We start from the raw sequence: 16,778 nt of genomic DNA, 5'->3' as shown, positions 1-16,778 counted from the left end.
CAGTTTCTCTTAAATCAATAAAATGGTTATTCGCCTTCAAGGCCTTGTATTGGTTTGGTTGTACCCCAGCTCTGACAAGAAGGACACTGCCAAAGTAAATTTTTACCGGAGAAACCACAACGGTGACACAAATATACAGGCTTACTTTGCTCAAGCTGACCTGTCAGTCCGCGCAACACCAAAAGACTTTCATTAGTGCCTTTGGCCGCATGTGAGATATATAAATCAATCAGTCTGTTAAAACCTTTCACCGCTGGACGCTTCTTTAATTCATCGGTAATAAAAATACCGGCGGGATAAGCCCCTTGTTTTTCTAAAATAATATCAGCAATACCTAACATCACAGACGTAGAAGGTGTTGTAACCAGACAATGTTTTAAATATACCTCAAATTCGTCAGACCGATTTAACTCTGAGTAACAACTCTTAAGTAAATGCACCGTTTCAGATACAAATACCGGATCTTGCTGAGCAACTGATTTTAGATCTTTTATAGCAGCCCGCCAGTTCGCTTGCTGCATCTCCATTTGTGCCCGTAATAAAGAAGCTCTGACAGCATTATTATCGTAATTCAGCGCCTGTGATAATCTTACTTTTGCCTGCTTATAACGATGTTTTTTAATATCGTCTGTCGCTAACTCACAGCAATAATGACTAAGTTCAGTTTGAATCTCACGGGTTTCATTAGCGGCTAACTGCCTGGCAACCTGCAATGCCTGTTGCCATTCCCGCTCTTTTTCATACAGCTTAGTTAATAACGTCAAAACCTTCTGACGGGGCTCTGCAGGTGGATTCTGCTGGTTAATCTCCAGCAATAGTTTTTCAGCACGATCAAAAAGCCCTATTGCGAAATAGTCTTTTGCCAGCGCAATTTGAATGCGTAAAAAATCATGTTTAGAAAGGTCCGGACGGGCCAGCAAGTTTTGATGAATTTGTATTGCACGATCGACGTCACCTTTGCGGCGAAATAGTTTTGCAAGCGCAATATGAGCAGGAAGGGTGTCAGAATTAATTTCTAACGCACGGATGAAGCTATCAATAGCTTCATCCGTTTTTTCACTTAACAGGTAATCCAGGCCGGCAAAATACTCACGTTGCAGTGAGCCGGAAGATGTATCAGCCGGGACAGTTTTCCCCATACGTCCAAGGAACCATCCCAGGCCTACTGCTATAAAGAACAGCCCGATTAAAAGCAGGTCTGACATTTCAGGTACTCTGTTTCAGAGACGCCGTTCTTAACCGGTCGAGTTCCTGATTAGCAGAATTTACTTTACGCTTTGCCGCTTTAAGTTGAGTCTTTAACAGCATCATCCCAACGCCCGTTGCCAGAATTCCAGCAAAGCCGCCAAATACGAAACTAGCCATCAACCAAAGAGATAAGCTCGCCTCGGGTAAAGTTACAAAAAATAAATTGATCACCACATCATCAGTATTAAGCCAGGCAAAGCCTATGCCGACAACCAACGCAACTATACACAACATCACGATGATCAGATATTTTAACCAACGCATTACTATCCCCTGAATGACTCAAAACGCAGCGTATTATTGCTCCGCCAAACTGTTATTTACTTGCTCACGCAAATCTTTGCCCGGCTTAAAGTGAGGCACGTATTTAGCAGATAATGCTACCGAATCCCCGGTTTTTGGGTTACGGCCAACACGAGGTGCACGGTAGTGTAAACAAAAACTACCAAAACCTCTAATTTCAATCCGCTCACCTTCAGACAATGATTCTGTCATATGATCCAGCATGGTTTTTACCGCCAGCTCTACATCTTTTATAGAAAGCTGCTGGTTCTGATCTATCAGTTGCTCGATCAGCTCTGACTTTGTCATAGCTCTCCTCCTGCATTGATAACGTATTTTATATGAAGCAACAATGAACAAACCGCTAAACAGACTCTTTTGGCCAGTCTATTTTTTCTTATCCATCTGCGCCTTTATTAAATCACCAATCGTTGTTGGCCCACTGCCAGCAACATCCTGATTCGATATGGCTTCCATTGCCTCTTTTTCCTGATGTTTCTCAACTTGCTTAACAGATAACCCCAAATGCCTGTTGCGTCGGTCAACCTGAATAACTAAAGCATCAAGCTGGTCACCTACCTTGAAATGATCCTGTAATTGCTCGATACGAGCAGAGCTTGCCTCAGCAAGTTTAATAGCCCCCTCCACACCTTCAGCAAGAGTTACTATTAGTTGCCGCGTCTCAATAACACTAATAACAGCTTTAACAATCGAACCTTTACGTACATCTTCGACGTACAGAGAAAACGGGTCACTGGATAATTGTTTTACACCTAAAGAGACTCTTTCCCGCTCAGCATCAACAGCCAGTACAATCGCCTCCAGGTTATCGCCTTTCTGGTATTGCTTTACCACCTCTTCACCAGGCTCGTCCCAGGAAAGGTCAGATAAATGCACCAGACCATCTATGCCGCCATCTAAGCCAATGAATATACCAAAATCAGTTATAGACTTTATAACACCGGAAATTTTAGTGCCTTTAGTATGGGTATCTGCAAACGTATCCCATGGGTTATTCAGGCACTGTTTCATCCCCAGTGATATACGACGTTTCTTAGCATCAATATCGAGGATCATTACCTCGACTTCATCATTAACCTGAACAACCTTAGATGGGTGAACATTCTTATTCTTCCAGTCCATCTCAGACACATGTACTAAGCCTTCTATACCTTCTCTGATCTGAGCAAAGCAACCATAATCCGTTAAATTCGTCACTTTAGCCGATACTCTGCTACCTACCGGATAAGCATCAATAAACTCATCCCACGGATCAGTTGCAAGCTGTTTAAGCCCAAGAGATACACGACTCTTTTCTTTGTCAAAACGTAAGACCTGAACATCCAGCTCGTCACCGATTGTAACCAGCTCACTGGGATGCCGAATTCGCTTCCAGGCCATATCCGTTATATGTAGCAGACCATCAAGTCCACCTAAATCAATAAACACACCATAATCAGTAAGGTTCTTTACGACGCCTTTAACGCGCTGTCCTTCTTCTAAACTCGCCAGTAGCTTCTCACGTTCCTGATTATAAGCGGTCTCCAGCACTGCCCGACGGGATACAACTATGTTATTCCGTTTGGCATCAAGCTTTACCAGCTTAAATTCGAGTTCCTGATTTTCAATATGAGAAGTGTCCCGAACAGGACGTATATCTACCAGAGAACCTGGTAAGAAAGCATTAACGGAATTTACGCTTACTGTAAAACCGCCCCTTACTTTACCTGTAATATGACCGGTAACAATTTCATCATTGGCATGGGCAAGCTCAAGTACCTGCCAGGCTTCATACCGTTTAGCCTTCTCCCGGGACAGCTGTGTTTCACCGTTACCATCTTCAAGAGAAACCAGAGCAACCCTAACTTCATCGCCGACTGTTATCAGCAGCTCACCATTATCATCGAGAAATTGTTGTCGGGGTATGACACCTTCAGACTTCAGTCCTGCATTGACCGTGACAAAATCACCATCAATCGCCATTACCACACCGGCGACTATCGTCCCGGGGGTCATGTCGATTTCTTTTAAGCTTTCTTCAAATAGCTCAGCAAAACTTTCACTCATACCCCTCAACCCTCGCAGAATGGTCGTTAGCGCAGGCCTTTATGCCTGGCTTGTTCCAGCACCTCCGCCAAGACTTCATCAATACCCATAGTAGTAGTATCGAGCTTTATAGCATCCTCAGCTGGCTTTAATGGCGCTACTGAACGGCCTATATCCCGTGCGTCACGCGCCCTGATATCCTCTGTGATTGCTTGAAGACTAGCACCCAGTCCCTTATTTATCAACTGGTTATATCTACGCTTCGCACGCTCTTCAGCACTCGCAGTCAGATACACTTTGAGCACTGCATCAGGGAAAACCACAGTGCCCATGTCACGGCCATCAGCAATCAATCCCGGCTCAGCAACAAAAGCCCGCTGACGCTCTAACAAAGCATCCCGAACCGGACCAAGCGCAGCAACCTGAGAAGCATCGGCACCACACTCTTCAGTGCGAATAACGTCAGTCACTTCTTCGCCTTCAAGAATGATCTGCACTTCGCCTGACTGTGCTGTCAAAAACTGCACATCTAAATGTGCTGCCAGCACAACCAATGCAGCCTCATCATCCAGCGCGACACCGTGGTGTCGCGCTGCCAGTCCTACTAAACGATACAAAGCACCGCTATCGAGTAAAGACCAACCCAACTCTCGGGACAGTAAACTACAAATAGTACCTTTGCCTGAGCCACTTGGACCATCAACTGTTATTACCGGAAATTCATGGGACATCAGACATCCTCCTTACGGATGTTCAGGCCAAGCTCCTGTGCTAACTCAACAAAGTTCGGGAATGACGTTGCGACATTGTTACATTCACGAATTTCGATATTTTCTGTAGCACGCAATGAAGCCACGCTGAATGCCATCGCTATACGGTGATCATCATGACTCTGAACCACACCGCCTTTCAGCTGGCTCTGACGAATAATCGCTCCGTCTGGCGTGCCCTCAATATCGGCACCCAAGATTTTCAGACCATCAACCATTGCCTGTATACGATCACTTTCCTTCACGCGAAGCTCTTCAGCACCGCTTAAAACAGTTTCGCCTTCAGCACAAGCAGCAGCTATAAACAATGCAGGGAATTCATCGATTGCCAATGGCACCTGATCTTCAGGAATGTGAATACCTTTCAATGGAGCATAACGTACACGAATGTCTGCTACAGGCTCACCACCAACTTCACGCTCATTAAGCATTTCAATATTTGTACCCATCAGAGTAAGAATATTGATAACCCCAATACGGGTTGGATTAATACCTACATGTTCAAGTGTCACATCGGAATCTGGAGAGATCGCTGCAGCAACCATGAAAAAGGTTGCCGAAGAGATATCAGCAGGTACATCAATATTAGTCGCCTGCAGATTACCGCCACCCTGCAAATCAATTTCACCGCCAGATGCATTTACGCTATAGCCAAAACCTTGCAACATACGCTCTGTATGATCACGGGTTGGTGCAGGCTCAGTCACACTGGTGGTACCTTCAGCATATAAACCAGCAAGCATCAGACATGACTTAACCTGGGCACTGGCCATAGGCATTGCATACTTAACACCTTTCAGGGATTGCGCACCGGTTACTTTAACTGGCGGGCAACCATTCTCGCCCGTTTCAACCTTTGCGCCCATCAAACGTAGTGGCGCTGCCACACGCTCCATCGGGCGTTTAGTCAATGATGCATCACCCGTCAGTTCAGCATCAAAGGCTTGCCCGGCAAGCAAACCTGACAATAAACGCATAGAGGTGCCAGAGTTACCCACATAAAGAGGGCCCGGTGGCTGGCGCAGACCATTAAGACCCACACCATAAATTTTAACCTCACCCTGATGTGGACCTTCAATTACGACGCCCATATCTCTGAACGCCTGTAAGGTTGCAAGGCTGTCCTCACCTTCCAGAAAACCACTGACATGAGTAACACCATCCGCCAGAGAGCCCAGCATGATTGAGCGGTGTGAAATTGATTTATCACCAGGTACACGTACCTGACCTTTAGCCTGACCACCAGGCTGTAAATGAAATACGGTTTCTTTTGTTGTAGTCATATCGTTTGCGTAGGCTGAGCCCGATAAAATCTTAGAAAAATGTTCACGAGCCGCTTTTGCACGGGTAAATACACCCAGCATGGTACGGCTGTCTTCAGTTTCGATAGCCTGGCGCAGTTGCGCCAGACCTTCGGAAAATTCGTCTATCTTGCTTAAAATAGCGGCTTTATTAGCAATACCAACATCATGCCACATCGTCGGATCGCTGGCGGCAATTCGGGTAAAGTCTCTGAAACCACCCGCAGCATAACGGAAAATATTATTCCGCTCTTGTTCCTGTGAAAGCGTATCTACCAAAGAAAATGCCAGCAAATGGGGTAAATGGCTGGTAGCAGCAAGTACTTCGTCATGCCGGTCAACTGACATACGTAAAACTTCCGCACCAACTAACTGCCACATACGGCTTATCAGAGTAACCGCATCTGAGTTACTGTCAGGTAACGGTGTGATGATGACTTTATGACACTTAAATAACCCCGAATCAGCAGCTGCAACACCACTTTTTTCCGAACCGGCAATAGGATGCCCAGGAATAAAATATGGCGGCATAGTGCCGTATATAGTTTCTGCCGCCCGAACAACATTACCCTTTACGCTACCTACATCAGTAATCACTGTATCGCTGCGCAATGCTGGTTTTAATTCAGCCAGCACCGATTCCATGACCTTCACAGGCACAGCTAACACTACGACATCTGCTTCAGCAGCAGCAACAAGTGAATCGGCTACCTCATCAATAACACCTAACCGCAAGCCAGCTGCCAGTTCATCCGGGTTACGATCATAACCTATAACAGTCTTACACAGACCACGTTCACGCAGCGCTTTAGCCAGTGAACCACCAATTAACCCTAATCCAATGACAGCTATACGCTGCGCTAAAAAACCACTCACAAACTCAACACCTTCTCTAGCGCAACCAGACAACGCTGATTCTCTTCTGGCAAACCGACAGTAATACGTAAATGATTCGGCATACCGTAATTAGCAACAGGCCGAACAATAACACCTTCCTGTAGTAGCCCCTGATACACTGGAGCTGCCTCTTTGCCACAATCCAGGGTGATAAAGTTGCCGACTGATGGAATCCAGCTCAAGCCTAACTCAGTAAAGCCCTGCTCCAGCTGTTTCATTCCCTGCAAATTAAGATTAATACTGCTTTGCAAATGCGCTTCGTCATTCAAAGCAGCAACCGCTGCCGCCAATGCTAGTGAATTTACATTAAAAGGCGGACGTACGCGGTTCAGCAAATCGGTGATTGCAGCGTCTGCAACTGCATAGCCAACCCGCATAGCTGCCAGACCATAAGCTTTCGAAAAAGTCCGCGTCACGATCAGATTACTGAATGTGTTTTGCAGCAATAAACCATCAGGATAGGTCGCTTCAGTTACGTACTCGGTGTAAGCCTCATCCAGCACAACCAAAACATTGTCTGGCACTTTTGCCATAAAAGTATCCAAGGCAGACTGATCTGCCCAGGTACCTGTCGGATTATTCGGGTTTGCGATAAATATCATCCGGGTTTCAGGCGTTATAGCTTTTGCCATTGCGTCCAGATCATGCCCCCATTCTTGCGCAGGGGTCACTATACTTTTCGCTCCACTCGCCTGGGCAACCAACATATATACAACAAAGGAATGTGCAGAATATATGACTTCATTACCAGGCTGCAGGAACACTCTGCCAAGCAGTTCCAGAACATCATTAGAGCCGTTACCCAGCGTAATTTTACCGGCGGCAATATTAAAGCGTTCCTGTAAAGCCTGCTTAAGCGCGAAACCATTTGCATCAGGATAGCGGCTCAAGTCAGAAAGCTCGGCATTAATAGCTGCATTCACCTGCTTACTAGGGCCTAAAGGATTTTCATTACTGGCCAGCTTGATGCTGTTACTGATCCCCAGCTCACGCTCTAGCTCATCAATAGGCTTACCCGGCTGATAAGGACTCAGGTCCTTTACACCGGGAACAGCTAACTTATAAAAATCACACGCCATGTATGTATTCTCTTTAGCCACAGATACGTATCAGATAACCGCAACCGGATAAGAACCCAGTAACTTAAGCTCAACAGAGTCCGCGATCAGTGCATCTAGTGCTTTCTGAACATCGGGATCACTGAAGTGCCCTTCAAAGTCAATATAAAACATATACTTCCATGCGCCTTGCCCTGCAGGCCGCGTTTCAATTCGAGTCAGACTTATGTCCGAAGCGTGAAAATGCTGCAATAGTTCGTATAACGCACCGGTCTTATTCTGCGCAGTTACCAATATTGAAGTTTTATCATTACCGCTCTTACCCACTTCCTGATCGCCAATAATTAAGAAACGGGTTGAGTTATCAGGCTGATCTTCAATATTGCGGGTAATAACATTCATCTGATACAGCTCAGCAGCCATATCACTGGCGATTGCTGCAACTTCATCGCCTTCCTCTGCTGCGCGACGTGCAGCTTCAGCATTACTACTAACCGCGACCCGCTCTACCGATGGGAAATGGCTATCCAGCCAACTACGGCATTGCGCGAAAGACTGTTGATGAGAATAAATGCGTTTAATACCACTGATACCATCGGCATCATTACGCAACAGATGGTGATGTACCCGTAACTCTACTTCACCGCAAATCTGTAAATTAAAGCGCTTAAACAGATCCAGTGTATGGTTGACCATACCTTCAGTGGAGTTTTCTATCGGTACAACGCCATAGTGTGCACTGCCCGCTTCAACCTCACGGAAAACTTCATCTGTGGAGTTAAAAGGAACGCCCTGGGCAGAGTGGCCAAAATGTTTGTTAACCGCTTGCTGTGTAAAAGTCCCTTCAGGCCCAAGAAATGCCACCCGCATCGGCTCTTCCAGAGCCAGACAAACAGACATGACCTCACGGAACAGACGCGCTACCTCTTTATCTGCCAGAGGCCCTTCATTACGCTCCATAACGCGGCGTAATACCTGAGCTTCACGCTCAGGACGGTAAAACACAGCATCCCCAGCCTGATACTTTTCTTTAACTTCAGCAACCTGCTGAGCACAGCGGGCACGATCGTTCAGCAACTTATGCATTTGACGATCAATGCTATCAATCTGATCGCGCAATACTTTTAATTCTGCTTCCTGATTACTCATATTTTGCAGCAACCTCTTATTATTCTTACCCAAACCTGATTAACCATGGGTTACAGCGAAGTCTTGCATAAACTCGATTAAAGCATCGACTGCCGCTTCAGGTACCGCATTATAAATACTCGCACGCATACCGCCAACAGAGCGATGTCCTGCCAAATTCAGCAACCCTGCTGAAGTCGCTTCAGTAAGAAACAACTTATCCAACTCAGGTTTCGCCAGTATAAAAGGAACATTCATGCGTGAACGTACTGCTATATCCACAGGATTAGTATAGAAATCACTGTTGTCGATATAGCTGTACAACTTACTAGCCTTCAGATCATTTAATTTATCCATTGCAGGCACGCCGCCTTGTGCCTGTAGCCACTCAAAGACCAAACCCGCCAAGTACCAGCCAAAAGTTGGCGGGGTATTGAGCATCGAGTCCGCATCAGCAATCGCTTTGTAGCTGAATAAAGTAGGCGTTTTATCAACCGGAGCCTGTAATAAATCATCACGAATAATAACGACAGTTAAGCCCGCCGGACCAATATTTTTTTGCGCACCGGCATAAATCATTCCAAACCGGCTAACATCAATAGGACCCGAAAGTATATTTGAAGACATGTCAGCAACTAACGGCACATCACCAGTCTCCGGAATATAATCAAACTCAACACCACGGATGGTTTCATTCGGAGTGTAATGCACATAAGCAGCATTAGAGTCCAACTGCAGCTCATCCTGTGCAGGTACAGCGGTAAAGTTTGAGTCCTCACTGCTGCCAGCAACATTAACCTGAATGTATCGCTTAGCTTCTTTGATTGCCTTAGATGACCAGTCACCAGTATTGATATAATCAGCACTGACGTTATTGCCCATCAAGTTCATTGGAATCATGCTGAACTGACTGGTTGCGCCACCTTGCATAAATAACACCTGATAATTGTCAGGGATATTCATCAACTCACGTAAATCACTTTCAGCTTTTTTCGCAACAGAGACATATTCAGGACTACGGTGACTCATTTCCATCACGGACAAGCCCTGACCTTGCCAGTCAAGTAATTCACTTTGCGCCCGAAACAGGACGTCTTCTGGTAATGCCGCCGGACCGGCACTGAAATTATATTTGCGGGTCATGATTACTACTTCTTTTACACTGTTTCCGAAGAGCCTTCTCTGAGGCTTTTAAGGGTCTGTAAGACTTCATAAATAACTATCTTCCAAAATAAAATGTGCGGCTAAAGCCGCACATTATTATCAGTCAGATATTATGCTTCATCGCTCTCTGACGAATCAGCAGGGGCTTCTGCTGCTGGCTCAGTGTCAGAAACCGCCTGACCTTCACCGGCAGCCTCCAGCTCTTCACCTTCGATCTCATCACTATCAGGCTCTTCAATTCGCGCCAGACCTACCAGACTTTCATCGTCGGCTATCCGAATTACACGAACCCCCTGCGTGTTACGACCTAGCACTGAAATTTCTTCACTGCGGGTACGCACCAAGGTGCCCTTATCACTGATGAGCATGACATCATCGCCTTCGAACATTTGTACTGCGCCGGCAAGCTCACCGTTTCGCTCAGTACATTGCATCGCGATAACACCCTGTCCACCACGACCATAAGTCGGGAAATCTTCAACCAGCGTTTGCTTTCCGAAACCTTTAATACTGGTTGTCAGAATACGGCCGCTTTCCTGAGGAATAATCAACGCAATAACGTGCGCGTCCTCAGCTATTTTAATTCCACGTACACCACGGGCAGTTCGACCCATTGGACGTACATCGCCTTCTGCAAAACGAATAGACTTGCCCTGATTAGACATCAGCATGACTTCAGCAGTGCCATCAGTAATTGCAGCACCTATCAGAGAATCACCTTCATCCAGCGCTAGCGCAATCAAACCAGAAGAACGGGGACGAGAGAAGTTCTCCAACGGCGTTTTCTTAACAGTACCTGCAGCAGTTGCCATGAATACATAGTGATCATCAGCGTACTCATTAACCGGCAAAATAGTTGTAATACGTTCACCTTCAGATAAAGGCAGAATATTAACAACAGGTCGGCCACGGGCAGCACGGCTTGCAGGCGGTATTTCATACACTTTCAACCAGTAAACTTTACCAAAATTGGTAAAACACAAAATAGTATCGTGCGTGCTGGCAATCAGCAGTTTTTCTACAAAGTCTTCGTCTTTAACCGCTGTGGCAGACTTACCTTTACCGCCACGACGCTGTGCCTGATACATAGTCAGTGGCTGAGTCTTAGCGTAACCACCGTGAGAAATGGTTACTACCATATCTTCTTCGGTAATCAGATCAGCAACTGTCAAATCCTGCTGCGATGCGATAATTTCTGTACGACGCTCATCACCATATTCAGCAACAATTGCTTCGAGCTCTTCACGGATAACTTCCATCAAACGCTCAGCACTGCTCAGAATTTCCAGCAACTCGGCAATTTTAACCAGCAGCTCTCGGTATTCACCGATTAGCTTATCGTGCTCAAGACCTGTCAGACGGTGCAAACGCAACTCAAGAATTGCCTGAGCCTGTACTGGTGACAAGAAATACTTGCCATCATGCATACCGTACTGAGCTTCAAGATCTTCAGGACGACAAGCATTTTCACCAGCTCTTTCCAGCATTGAAGTCACATCACCCAATACCCAAGGGCTAGCTAACAGTCGCTCTTTAGCTTCAGCAGGCGTTGGTGATTTTTTAATCAACTCAATAATCGGATCGATATTTGCCAGGGCAATCGCCAGTCCTTCCAGAATATGACCACGTTCACGCGCCTTACGCAGCTCATAAACTGTTCGACGGGTAACAACTTCACGGCGATGACGAACGAAGCATTCAAGAATAGATTTCAGATCAAGCGTCCGTGGCTGACCATCAACCAGAGCCACCATATTAATACCGAAAACATTCTGTAGCTGAGTCTGAGCAAACAGGTTATTAACAATAACCTCAGCCACTTCACCGCGACGCAACTCAATAACAATCCGCATGCCATCCTTATCGGACTCATCACGCAGCTCAGTTATACCTTCGAGTTTCTTTTCTTTAACCAGCTCAGCGATTTTTTCAATCAGCCGCGCCTTGTTTACCTGATATGGAATCTCGGTAAAGATGATCGACTGCTTGCCGTTCTTCTCATTTTCTTCGATGTGGTGCTTGGCACGAATATAAATACGGCCACGACCTGTGCGGTAGGCCTGTAAAATACCCGCCCGACCATTGATAATTGCACCGGTTGGGAAATCAGGCCCCGGGATAAATTCCATCAGTTCATCGATGGTCATATCAGGGTTATCAATCAATGCGATACAGCCACGTACAACTTCCGACAAACTGTGTGGCGGAATGTTAGTCGCCATACCAACAGCAATGCCTGCAGAGCCGTTTACCAGCAGCGCCGGTACGCGGGTTGGTAATACTTCCGGTATATGCTCTGTTCCATCATAGTTTGGAACGAAATCGACAGTTTCCTTATCCAGGTCTGCCAGCATGTCATGGGAAATCTTCGCCATACGTATTTCGGTATAACGCATTGCGGCTGCTGAATCACCATCAACAGAACCAAAGTTCCCCTGACCATCTACCAGCATGTAACGCATAGAGAACGGCTGCGCCATCCGTACGATGGTGTCATATACAGCACTGTCACCATGAGGATGGTATTTACCTATAACATCCCCGACCACACGGGCAGATTTCTTATATGCTTTATTCCAGTCATTACCCAGTTCGCTCATGGCAAACAGTACCCGACGATGCACCGGTTTCAGGCCATCACGGACATCAGGTAAGGCACGTCCAACAATTACACTCATTGCGTAATCAAGATACGACTGCTTCAGTTCATCTTCGATGTTAACTGGCAGAATTTCTCTGGCTAAATCACCCATAATAGCTTTGGCTATCCTTGAATCAGACTGCTGAGAATTAATGGATCAGGGTATACAGTTACAGCCCTGATCAGAACCGCCGAAGTATACCATAAAGAAGCAATAATAATCCCGCAAAATTAAGACCTTGAGCCATACCTGATCACCAAAAGTATTACAACTTTTTTCTAGCGTTTTTTAGCGCCTGTCTATCCGGAAAAACTAAAGCCTTTTGTATTCGCCCTGACAGCAATGCTAAAATCCCTGCCATTATTTTTTAGCGAACGGTCAGCCAGCACTATGAGCGACACAAATAACCAGCACTCCGCGAATATCGATCCTGAAGAGATCGCCAAATTCGAAGAACTTGCCAGCCGGTGGTGGGATAAAGAAAGTGAATTCAAACCTCTTCACGACATCAATCCTTTAAGAGTTGGTTTCATCGATAAGCTGGCTAATCTTGCGGGCAAAAGAGTTCTGGATGTAGGCTGTGGCGGAGGCATTCTTTCTGAGTCAATGGCACAACGTGGCGCTGAAGTTACCGGTATAGATATGGGTGCAGAACCCCTCAAAGTGGCCAAGCTTCACGGCTTAGAAAGCGGTGTAAGCGTTAGCTACCGACAAGTAACCGTTGAGCAACTGGCAGAAGAACAACCCGGCAGTTTCGATGTTGTTACCTGCATGGAAATGATGGAACACGTACCAGATCCGTCTTCAATCGTTGATGCCTGCGCACGGCTCGCCAAACCCGGTGGAAAAGTTTTCTTTTCAACGCTGAACCGCAATCCTAAAAGCTACCTGATGGCGATTGTCGGTGCCGAGCAGATTCTTCAGCTCGTCCCAAAAGGCACTCATGATTTTAAGAAATTCATTCGCCCTTCTGAATTGGCAAACTGGATTCGCGCTGCCGGCCTGCAAAGCAATGAAATTACCGGCCTGACATACAACCCACTGACAAAGACATACCGACTTAACCCTCGGGATGTAGATGTTAATTATATGGTCGCTTGCAGCAAACCCAACCTCAGCTAAAACAATCTGCATTTCATTTAATGCGTAACCGGATAAATAAATTCAGGTTACGCAATAATCAGCCAAACCAGGCAATAACCAATGACCCGTCACATCAAAAAACTTGAGGCTGTTCTTTTTGACCTGGACGGCACTCTGATTGACACCGCTGCTGACTTCCATCGCATTATCAATATCCTGCTAAGTGAGAAGAATCTGCCAACTATCAGCTATGAGGATCTCCTACCCTCCGTCTCTGACGGTGCCCGCGCTATGGTAGAGAGAGCATTTTCAAAGCACATAGCTACAGATATCAGTCTCGAAATAACAAGCCTGCAAAACCGTTTATTAGAACTTTATTTAGCGCAAACCTGCGTAGAAAGCCGCCCCTTTACAGGCATTACAGATACGCTAACCTGGCTTGAACAGAAATCGATTCCCTGGGGTATTGTTACCAACAAACCCTGGCTATACACAGAACCATTAATGCGACAGCTTAACCTCAAGCCGGCCGCTGGCAGTGTTATCTGTCCAGAGCATATCGAGCAAAAAAAACCTAACCCAGAAGGCCTCTTGCTAGCCTGCCAACAATTACAATGCAGACCTGAAAACAGCGTTTACGTTGGAGATCACATCCGTGACATTGAAGCAGGCAACCGGGCTGGCATGGTAACAATTGCAGCCGCCTATGGTTACATCAGTCAAGATGACAACATTAATAACTGGAATAGCAATTACAACATCCAGACGGCAACTGAGCTGCAACCTTTATTAGCCAGCCATTTTACAATCCACTGATACTTGGCCACGCACCCAGGAAACAATAATTATGTTTGATTATAGGGCTCCGGCAAACTTACTTGCCGATAAAAATATTCTTATCACGGGTGCAGGCGACGGTATAGGCCGTGCTGCAGCTCTCTGCTTCGCCTCATATGGCGCCACAGTTATTTTGCTTGGCCGTACCGAAGAGAAACTGGAACTGGTATATGACGAAATAGAAGCCGCAGGTTATCCACAGGCAGCTATTGTTCCGCTGAACCTGGAGTCAGCAACTGAAACTGATTTCGACAGCCTTGCAGCTATGCTCGAACAAGAGTTTGGTAAATTACACGGCATACTGCATAACGCCAGTCTGCTCGGTATGCGGACGCCTCTGGAAGGCTATGACCCAAGCATCTGGCAACGCGTTATGCAGGTGAACGTAAATGCAGCCTTCATGCTAACTCAGGCGCTACTCTCTCTGACTCAGGCAGCCGATCATGCCTCCATTGTATTCACATCTTCCAGCGTTGGTCGAAAGGGTAAAGCGTACTGGGGCGCCTATAGCGTTTCCAAGTTTGCTACCGAAGGCATGATGCAAATTCTGGCAGATGAGCTTGAGTCAGTGACTAATGTCCGGGTTAACTGTATCAACCCCGGAGCAACACGTACAAATATGCGCGCCAACGCCTATCCAGCTGAAGATCCTTCAACTGTCGCTGCGCCTGCTGATATTATGCCGCTGTATTTATACCTGTTTGGTGACGACAGCCTGAACGTAAAAGGAGAAACACTTAACGCTCAGTAATCTCTTCAGCCAGCCACAAAAACACACTGTAATAGCTCGCTGACCAAACACAAGCCTGGCATCAAGCAAGATACAAACAAAAACGGCCACCTGATCAGGTAGCCGTTTTTTTTATTTATTCAGCACATTATTCTGTACGCTTTGGCCCAACCTCACGACGAGGTTTCTGGCGCTTAGCGCGGCGCTCCGCAACTTCTTTCTCTTTAGGCGTCAGAGCTTTATTACGCTTCTGCTTCATACCCATCATATTGGAGAGCATGTTAATTTCTTTTTGCTCAAGCTCTTTCCAGGTACCCGCCTTAACTTCACTTGGTAAAAAGAAAGGTCCGTAGCGTACACGCTTCAAACGGCTTACTTTAATCCCCTGCGATTCCCACAAGCGACGCACTTCACGGTTACGGCCTTCCATTACCACCACGTGATACCACTTATTAGCACCCGCACCGTCGAAATACTGAACATCTGTAAATTTAGCCATGCCGTCTTCCAGCAAAACACCTTTTTTCAGGCGCTTGACCAAATCTTCATCTACATCACCTAACACTCGTACCGCATATTCACGATCAAGGTTTGCAGATGGGTGCATCAAGTTATTAGCAAGATCACCGTCAGTGGTAAACAACAACAAGCCTGAAGTATTAATATCCAGACGCCCAACGGCAATCCAGCGCCCCTGTTTTAGCGGTGGCAAGTGATCGAATACTGTACCACGCCCTTCAGGATCATGACGTGTGCAGACTTCACCCAGCGGTTTGTTATAAACCAGAACCCGGCGCTCACTTTTACGATCGAAGACCATACTTTTAGCATGACCATCAACTTCCACCTGGTCTCTAGGCGATATTCGATCTCCCAGTGTTGCTACCTGCTCATTAACCTGGATACGCCCCGCTTCAATCCACCGTTCCATCTCACGACGTGAACCAAACCCGGAACGCGCCAGTACTTTCTGCAATTTTTCATCGCTCATCTGCGCATCCTCAGCACCAGAGACAAATCTCTGGGAATATATTCAAAAACAAAAAAAGCTCTCCAACAACCAAGCTGGAGAGCTTTCAAACATTATACAAGAAAGCGCTTATTTAATTAAGCAATCTTCCTTGGAAAAACCTTTTTCAAAATGCTTCTGGAATGCAATCGGTGTGCGACCACGACCAGACCAGAAGTGTTCCTCACCTTCTTCATCAGTCACCTGATACTTAGGCTCAACTTTTTTCTTAGTTGTGGTCTCTACCATGCCCATTAAATCATCAAGTTCAATACCTGCTTCCTGCATACTTTTTCTGATTGCATCGATTTTATCCAGACGTTCTTGCTCAGCAGCAACCATCGCCTGTTCGCTTTCACGCTTTTCTTCGAGAATTAAAGTCAGATCAGTAACAACCTTTTCAATCTCTACAGCTGTTAATTCTTGACACTGTTTTCTTAAAGAATTTTTGCGTGTCAGCATTTTCACAAAATCAGTCATTTTCACCATCCAAAGATATACTAAACAAAACGATTTATATTATTTTCCATTGATCGTTTCTTTTCAAGAATATTCAATAAAAAATAACACCATTCACACATCT

The 16,778-nt window shown here is 46.0% G+C and carries 15 protein-coding genes; 3 read left to right on the top strand and 12 right to left on the bottom strand.

The window, feature by feature from the left end; all coding sequences use genetic code 11:
* Nucleotides 1-26: 26 nt before the first annotated feature.
* The 10 genes from lapB to gyrA form a co-directional block, all read right to left on the bottom strand.
* The gene (lapB, locus tag OCU49_RS05930) at nucleotides 27-1,205 is read right to left on the bottom strand and encodes a lipopolysaccharide assembly protein LapB (protein ID WP_261844060.1); all 1,179 of its coding nucleotides are present in this window, start codon (nucleotides 1,203-1,205) and stop codon (nucleotides 27-29) included.
* Between the two features lies 1 nt (nucleotide 1,206).
* On the bottom strand, nucleotides 1,207-1,512 hold the full coding sequence (locus OCU49_RS05925; RefSeq protein WP_261844059.1) for a LapA family protein: 306 nt from the start codon (nucleotides 1,510-1,512) through the stop codon (nucleotides 1,207-1,209).
* A gap of 33 nt (nucleotides 1,513-1,545) precedes the next feature.
* Nucleotides 1,546-1,839: an integration host factor subunit beta gene (locus OCU49_RS05920; RefSeq protein WP_261844058.1), complete on the bottom strand. Its 294-nt coding sequence runs from the start codon at nucleotides 1,837-1,839 to the stop codon at nucleotides 1,546-1,548.
* 78 nt (nucleotides 1,840-1,917) lie between these two features.
* Complete coding sequence (gene rpsA, locus OCU49_RS05915; RefSeq protein ID WP_261844057.1) at nucleotides 1,918-3,597, bottom strand: 30S ribosomal protein S1; 1,680 nt, start codon at nucleotides 3,595-3,597, stop codon at nucleotides 1,918-1,920.
* A gap of 26 nt (nucleotides 3,598-3,623) precedes the next feature.
* A complete protein-coding gene (gene cmk, locus OCU49_RS05910) occupies nucleotides 3,624-4,307 on the bottom strand; it encodes a (d)CMP kinase (protein WP_261844056.1) in 684 nt (227 codons plus the stop codon).
* The gene (locus tag OCU49_RS05905; protein ID WP_261844055.1) at nucleotides 4,307-6,523 is read right to left on the bottom strand and encodes a bifunctional prephenate dehydrogenase/3-phosphoshikimate 1-carboxyvinyltransferase; all 2,217 of its coding nucleotides are present in this window, start codon (nucleotides 6,521-6,523) and stop codon (nucleotides 4,307-4,309) included. Before OCU49_RS05905 ends, cmk begins: the two co-directional genes overlap by 1 nt.
* Nucleotides 6,520-7,623: a histidinol-phosphate transaminase gene (gene hisC / locus OCU49_RS05900; protein ID WP_261844054.1), complete on the bottom strand. Its 1,104-nt coding sequence runs from the start codon at nucleotides 7,621-7,623 to the stop codon at nucleotides 6,520-6,522. Before hisC ends, OCU49_RS05905 begins: the two co-directional genes overlap by 4 nt.
* Nucleotides 7,624-7,653: 30 nt before the next feature.
* Entirely contained in the window at nucleotides 7,654-8,751 is a 1,098-nt protein-coding gene (gene pheA, locus OCU49_RS05895; RefSeq protein WP_261844053.1) for a prephenate dehydratase, read from the bottom strand.
* A 39-nt stretch (nucleotides 8,752-8,790) separates the two neighbouring features.
* Nucleotides 8,791-9,873 (bottom strand): 3-phosphoserine/phosphohydroxythreonine transaminase, encoded by a 1,083-nt coding sequence (gene serC, locus OCU49_RS05890; RefSeq protein ID WP_261844052.1) that lies wholly within the window; start codon nucleotides 9,871-9,873, stop codon nucleotides 8,791-8,793.
* A 131-nt stretch (nucleotides 9,874-10,004) separates the two neighbouring features.
* Nucleotides 10,005-12,647, bottom strand: a complete 2,643-nt coding sequence (gene gyrA / locus OCU49_RS05885) for a DNA gyrase subunit A (protein WP_261844051.1) — start codon at nucleotides 12,645-12,647, stop codon at nucleotides 10,005-10,007.
* 279 nt (nucleotides 12,648-12,926) lie between these two features.
* Here gyrA and ubiG point away from each other — a divergent pair, with 279 nt between their 5' ends.
* The 3 genes from ubiG to OCU49_RS05870 all read left to right on the top strand — a co-directional run bounded on the left by ubiG (nucleotide 12,927) and on the right by OCU49_RS05870 (nucleotide 15,207).
* The gene (gene ubiG, locus OCU49_RS05880; RefSeq protein WP_261844050.1) at nucleotides 12,927-13,658 is read left to right on the top strand and encodes a bifunctional 2-polyprenyl-6-hydroxyphenol methylase/3-demethylubiquinol 3-O-methyltransferase UbiG; all 732 of its coding nucleotides are present in this window, start codon (nucleotides 12,927-12,929) and stop codon (nucleotides 13,656-13,658) included.
* A gap of 81 nt (nucleotides 13,659-13,739) precedes the next feature.
* A complete protein-coding gene (locus OCU49_RS05875; protein ID WP_261844049.1) occupies nucleotides 13,740-14,435 on the top strand; it encodes an HAD-IA family hydrolase in 696 nt (231 codons plus the stop codon).
* 31 nt (nucleotides 14,436-14,466) lie between these two features.
* Complete coding sequence (locus OCU49_RS05870; protein ID WP_261844048.1) at nucleotides 14,467-15,207, top strand: YciK family oxidoreductase; 741 nt, start codon at nucleotides 14,467-14,469, stop codon at nucleotides 15,205-15,207.
* 127 nt (nucleotides 15,208-15,334) lie between these two features.
* Here the strand turns inward: OCU49_RS05870 and rluB are convergent, their stop codons facing one another.
* Nucleotides 15,335-16,177, bottom strand: coding sequence for a 23S rRNA pseudouridine(2605) synthase RluB (gene rluB / locus OCU49_RS05865; RefSeq protein WP_261844047.1), 843 nt, complete (start codon nucleotides 16,175-16,177; stop codon nucleotides 15,335-15,337).
* 108 nt (nucleotides 16,178-16,285) lie between these two features.
* Nucleotides 16,286-16,675 (bottom strand): H-NS histone family protein, encoded by a 390-nt coding sequence (locus OCU49_RS05860; protein ID WP_261844046.1) that lies wholly within the window; start codon nucleotides 16,673-16,675, stop codon nucleotides 16,286-16,288.
* Nucleotides 16,676-16,778 lie beyond the last annotated feature (103 nt).

It is taken from the genome of Aliamphritea ceti (genome assembly GCF_024347215.1).
Taxonomy (GTDB): Bacteria; Pseudomonadota; Gammaproteobacteria; order Pseudomonadales; family Balneatricaceae; genus Amphritea; species Amphritea ceti.
This window is presented reverse-complemented; position numbering and strand designations above follow the sequence as displayed.

Excerpts from the sequence above, each read along its gene's own strand:
- hisC (WP_261844054.1), bottom strand. The coding sequence starts at position 7,623 with ATGGCGTGTGATTTTTATAAGTTAGCTGTTCCCGGTGTAAAGGACCTG.
- ubiG (WP_261844050.1), top strand. The coding sequence starts at position 12,927 with ATGAGCGACACAAATAACCAGCACTCCGCGAATATCGATCCTGAAGAG.
- serC (WP_261844052.1), bottom strand. The coding sequence starts at position 9,873 with ATGACCCGCAAATATAATTTCAGTGCCGGTCCGGCGGCATTACCAGAA.
- OCU49_RS05860 (WP_261844046.1), bottom strand. The coding sequence starts at position 16,675 with ATGACTGATTTTGTGAAAATGCTGACACGCAAAAATTCTTTAAGAAAA.
- cmk (WP_261844056.1), bottom strand. The coding sequence starts at position 4,307 with ATGTCCCATGAATTTCCGGTAATAACAGTTGATGGTCCAAGTGGCTCA.
- OCU49_RS05920 (WP_261844058.1), bottom strand. The coding sequence starts at position 1,839 with ATGACAAAGTCAGAGCTGATCGAGCAACTGATAGATCAGAACCAGCAG.
- gyrA (WP_261844051.1), bottom strand. The coding sequence starts at position 12,647 with ATGGGTGATTTAGCCAGAGAAATTCTGCCAGTTAACATCGAAGATGAA.
- lapB (WP_261844060.1), bottom strand. The coding sequence starts at position 1,205 with ATGTCAGACCTGCTTTTAATCGGGCTGTTCTTTATAGCAGTAGGCCTG.
- OCU49_RS05875 (WP_261844049.1), top strand. The coding sequence starts at position 13,740 with ATGACCCGTCACATCAAAAAACTTGAGGCTGTTCTTTTTGACCTGGAC.
- rluB (WP_261844047.1), bottom strand. The coding sequence starts at position 16,177 with ATGAGCGATGAAAAATTGCAGAAAGTACTGGCGCGTTCCGGGTTTGGT.
- OCU49_RS05925 (WP_261844059.1), bottom strand. The coding sequence starts at position 1,512 with ATGCGTTGGTTAAAATATCTGATCATCGTGATGTTGTGTATAGTTGCG.
- rpsA (WP_261844057.1), bottom strand. The coding sequence starts at position 3,597 with ATGAGTGAAAGTTTTGCTGAGCTATTTGAAGAAAGCTTAAAAGAAATC.
- pheA (WP_261844053.1), bottom strand. The coding sequence starts at position 8,751 with ATGAGTAATCAGGAAGCAGAATTAAAAGTATTGCGCGATCAGATTGAT.
- OCU49_RS05870 (WP_261844048.1), top strand. The coding sequence starts at position 14,467 with ATGTTTGATTATAGGGCTCCGGCAAACTTACTTGCCGATAAAAATATT.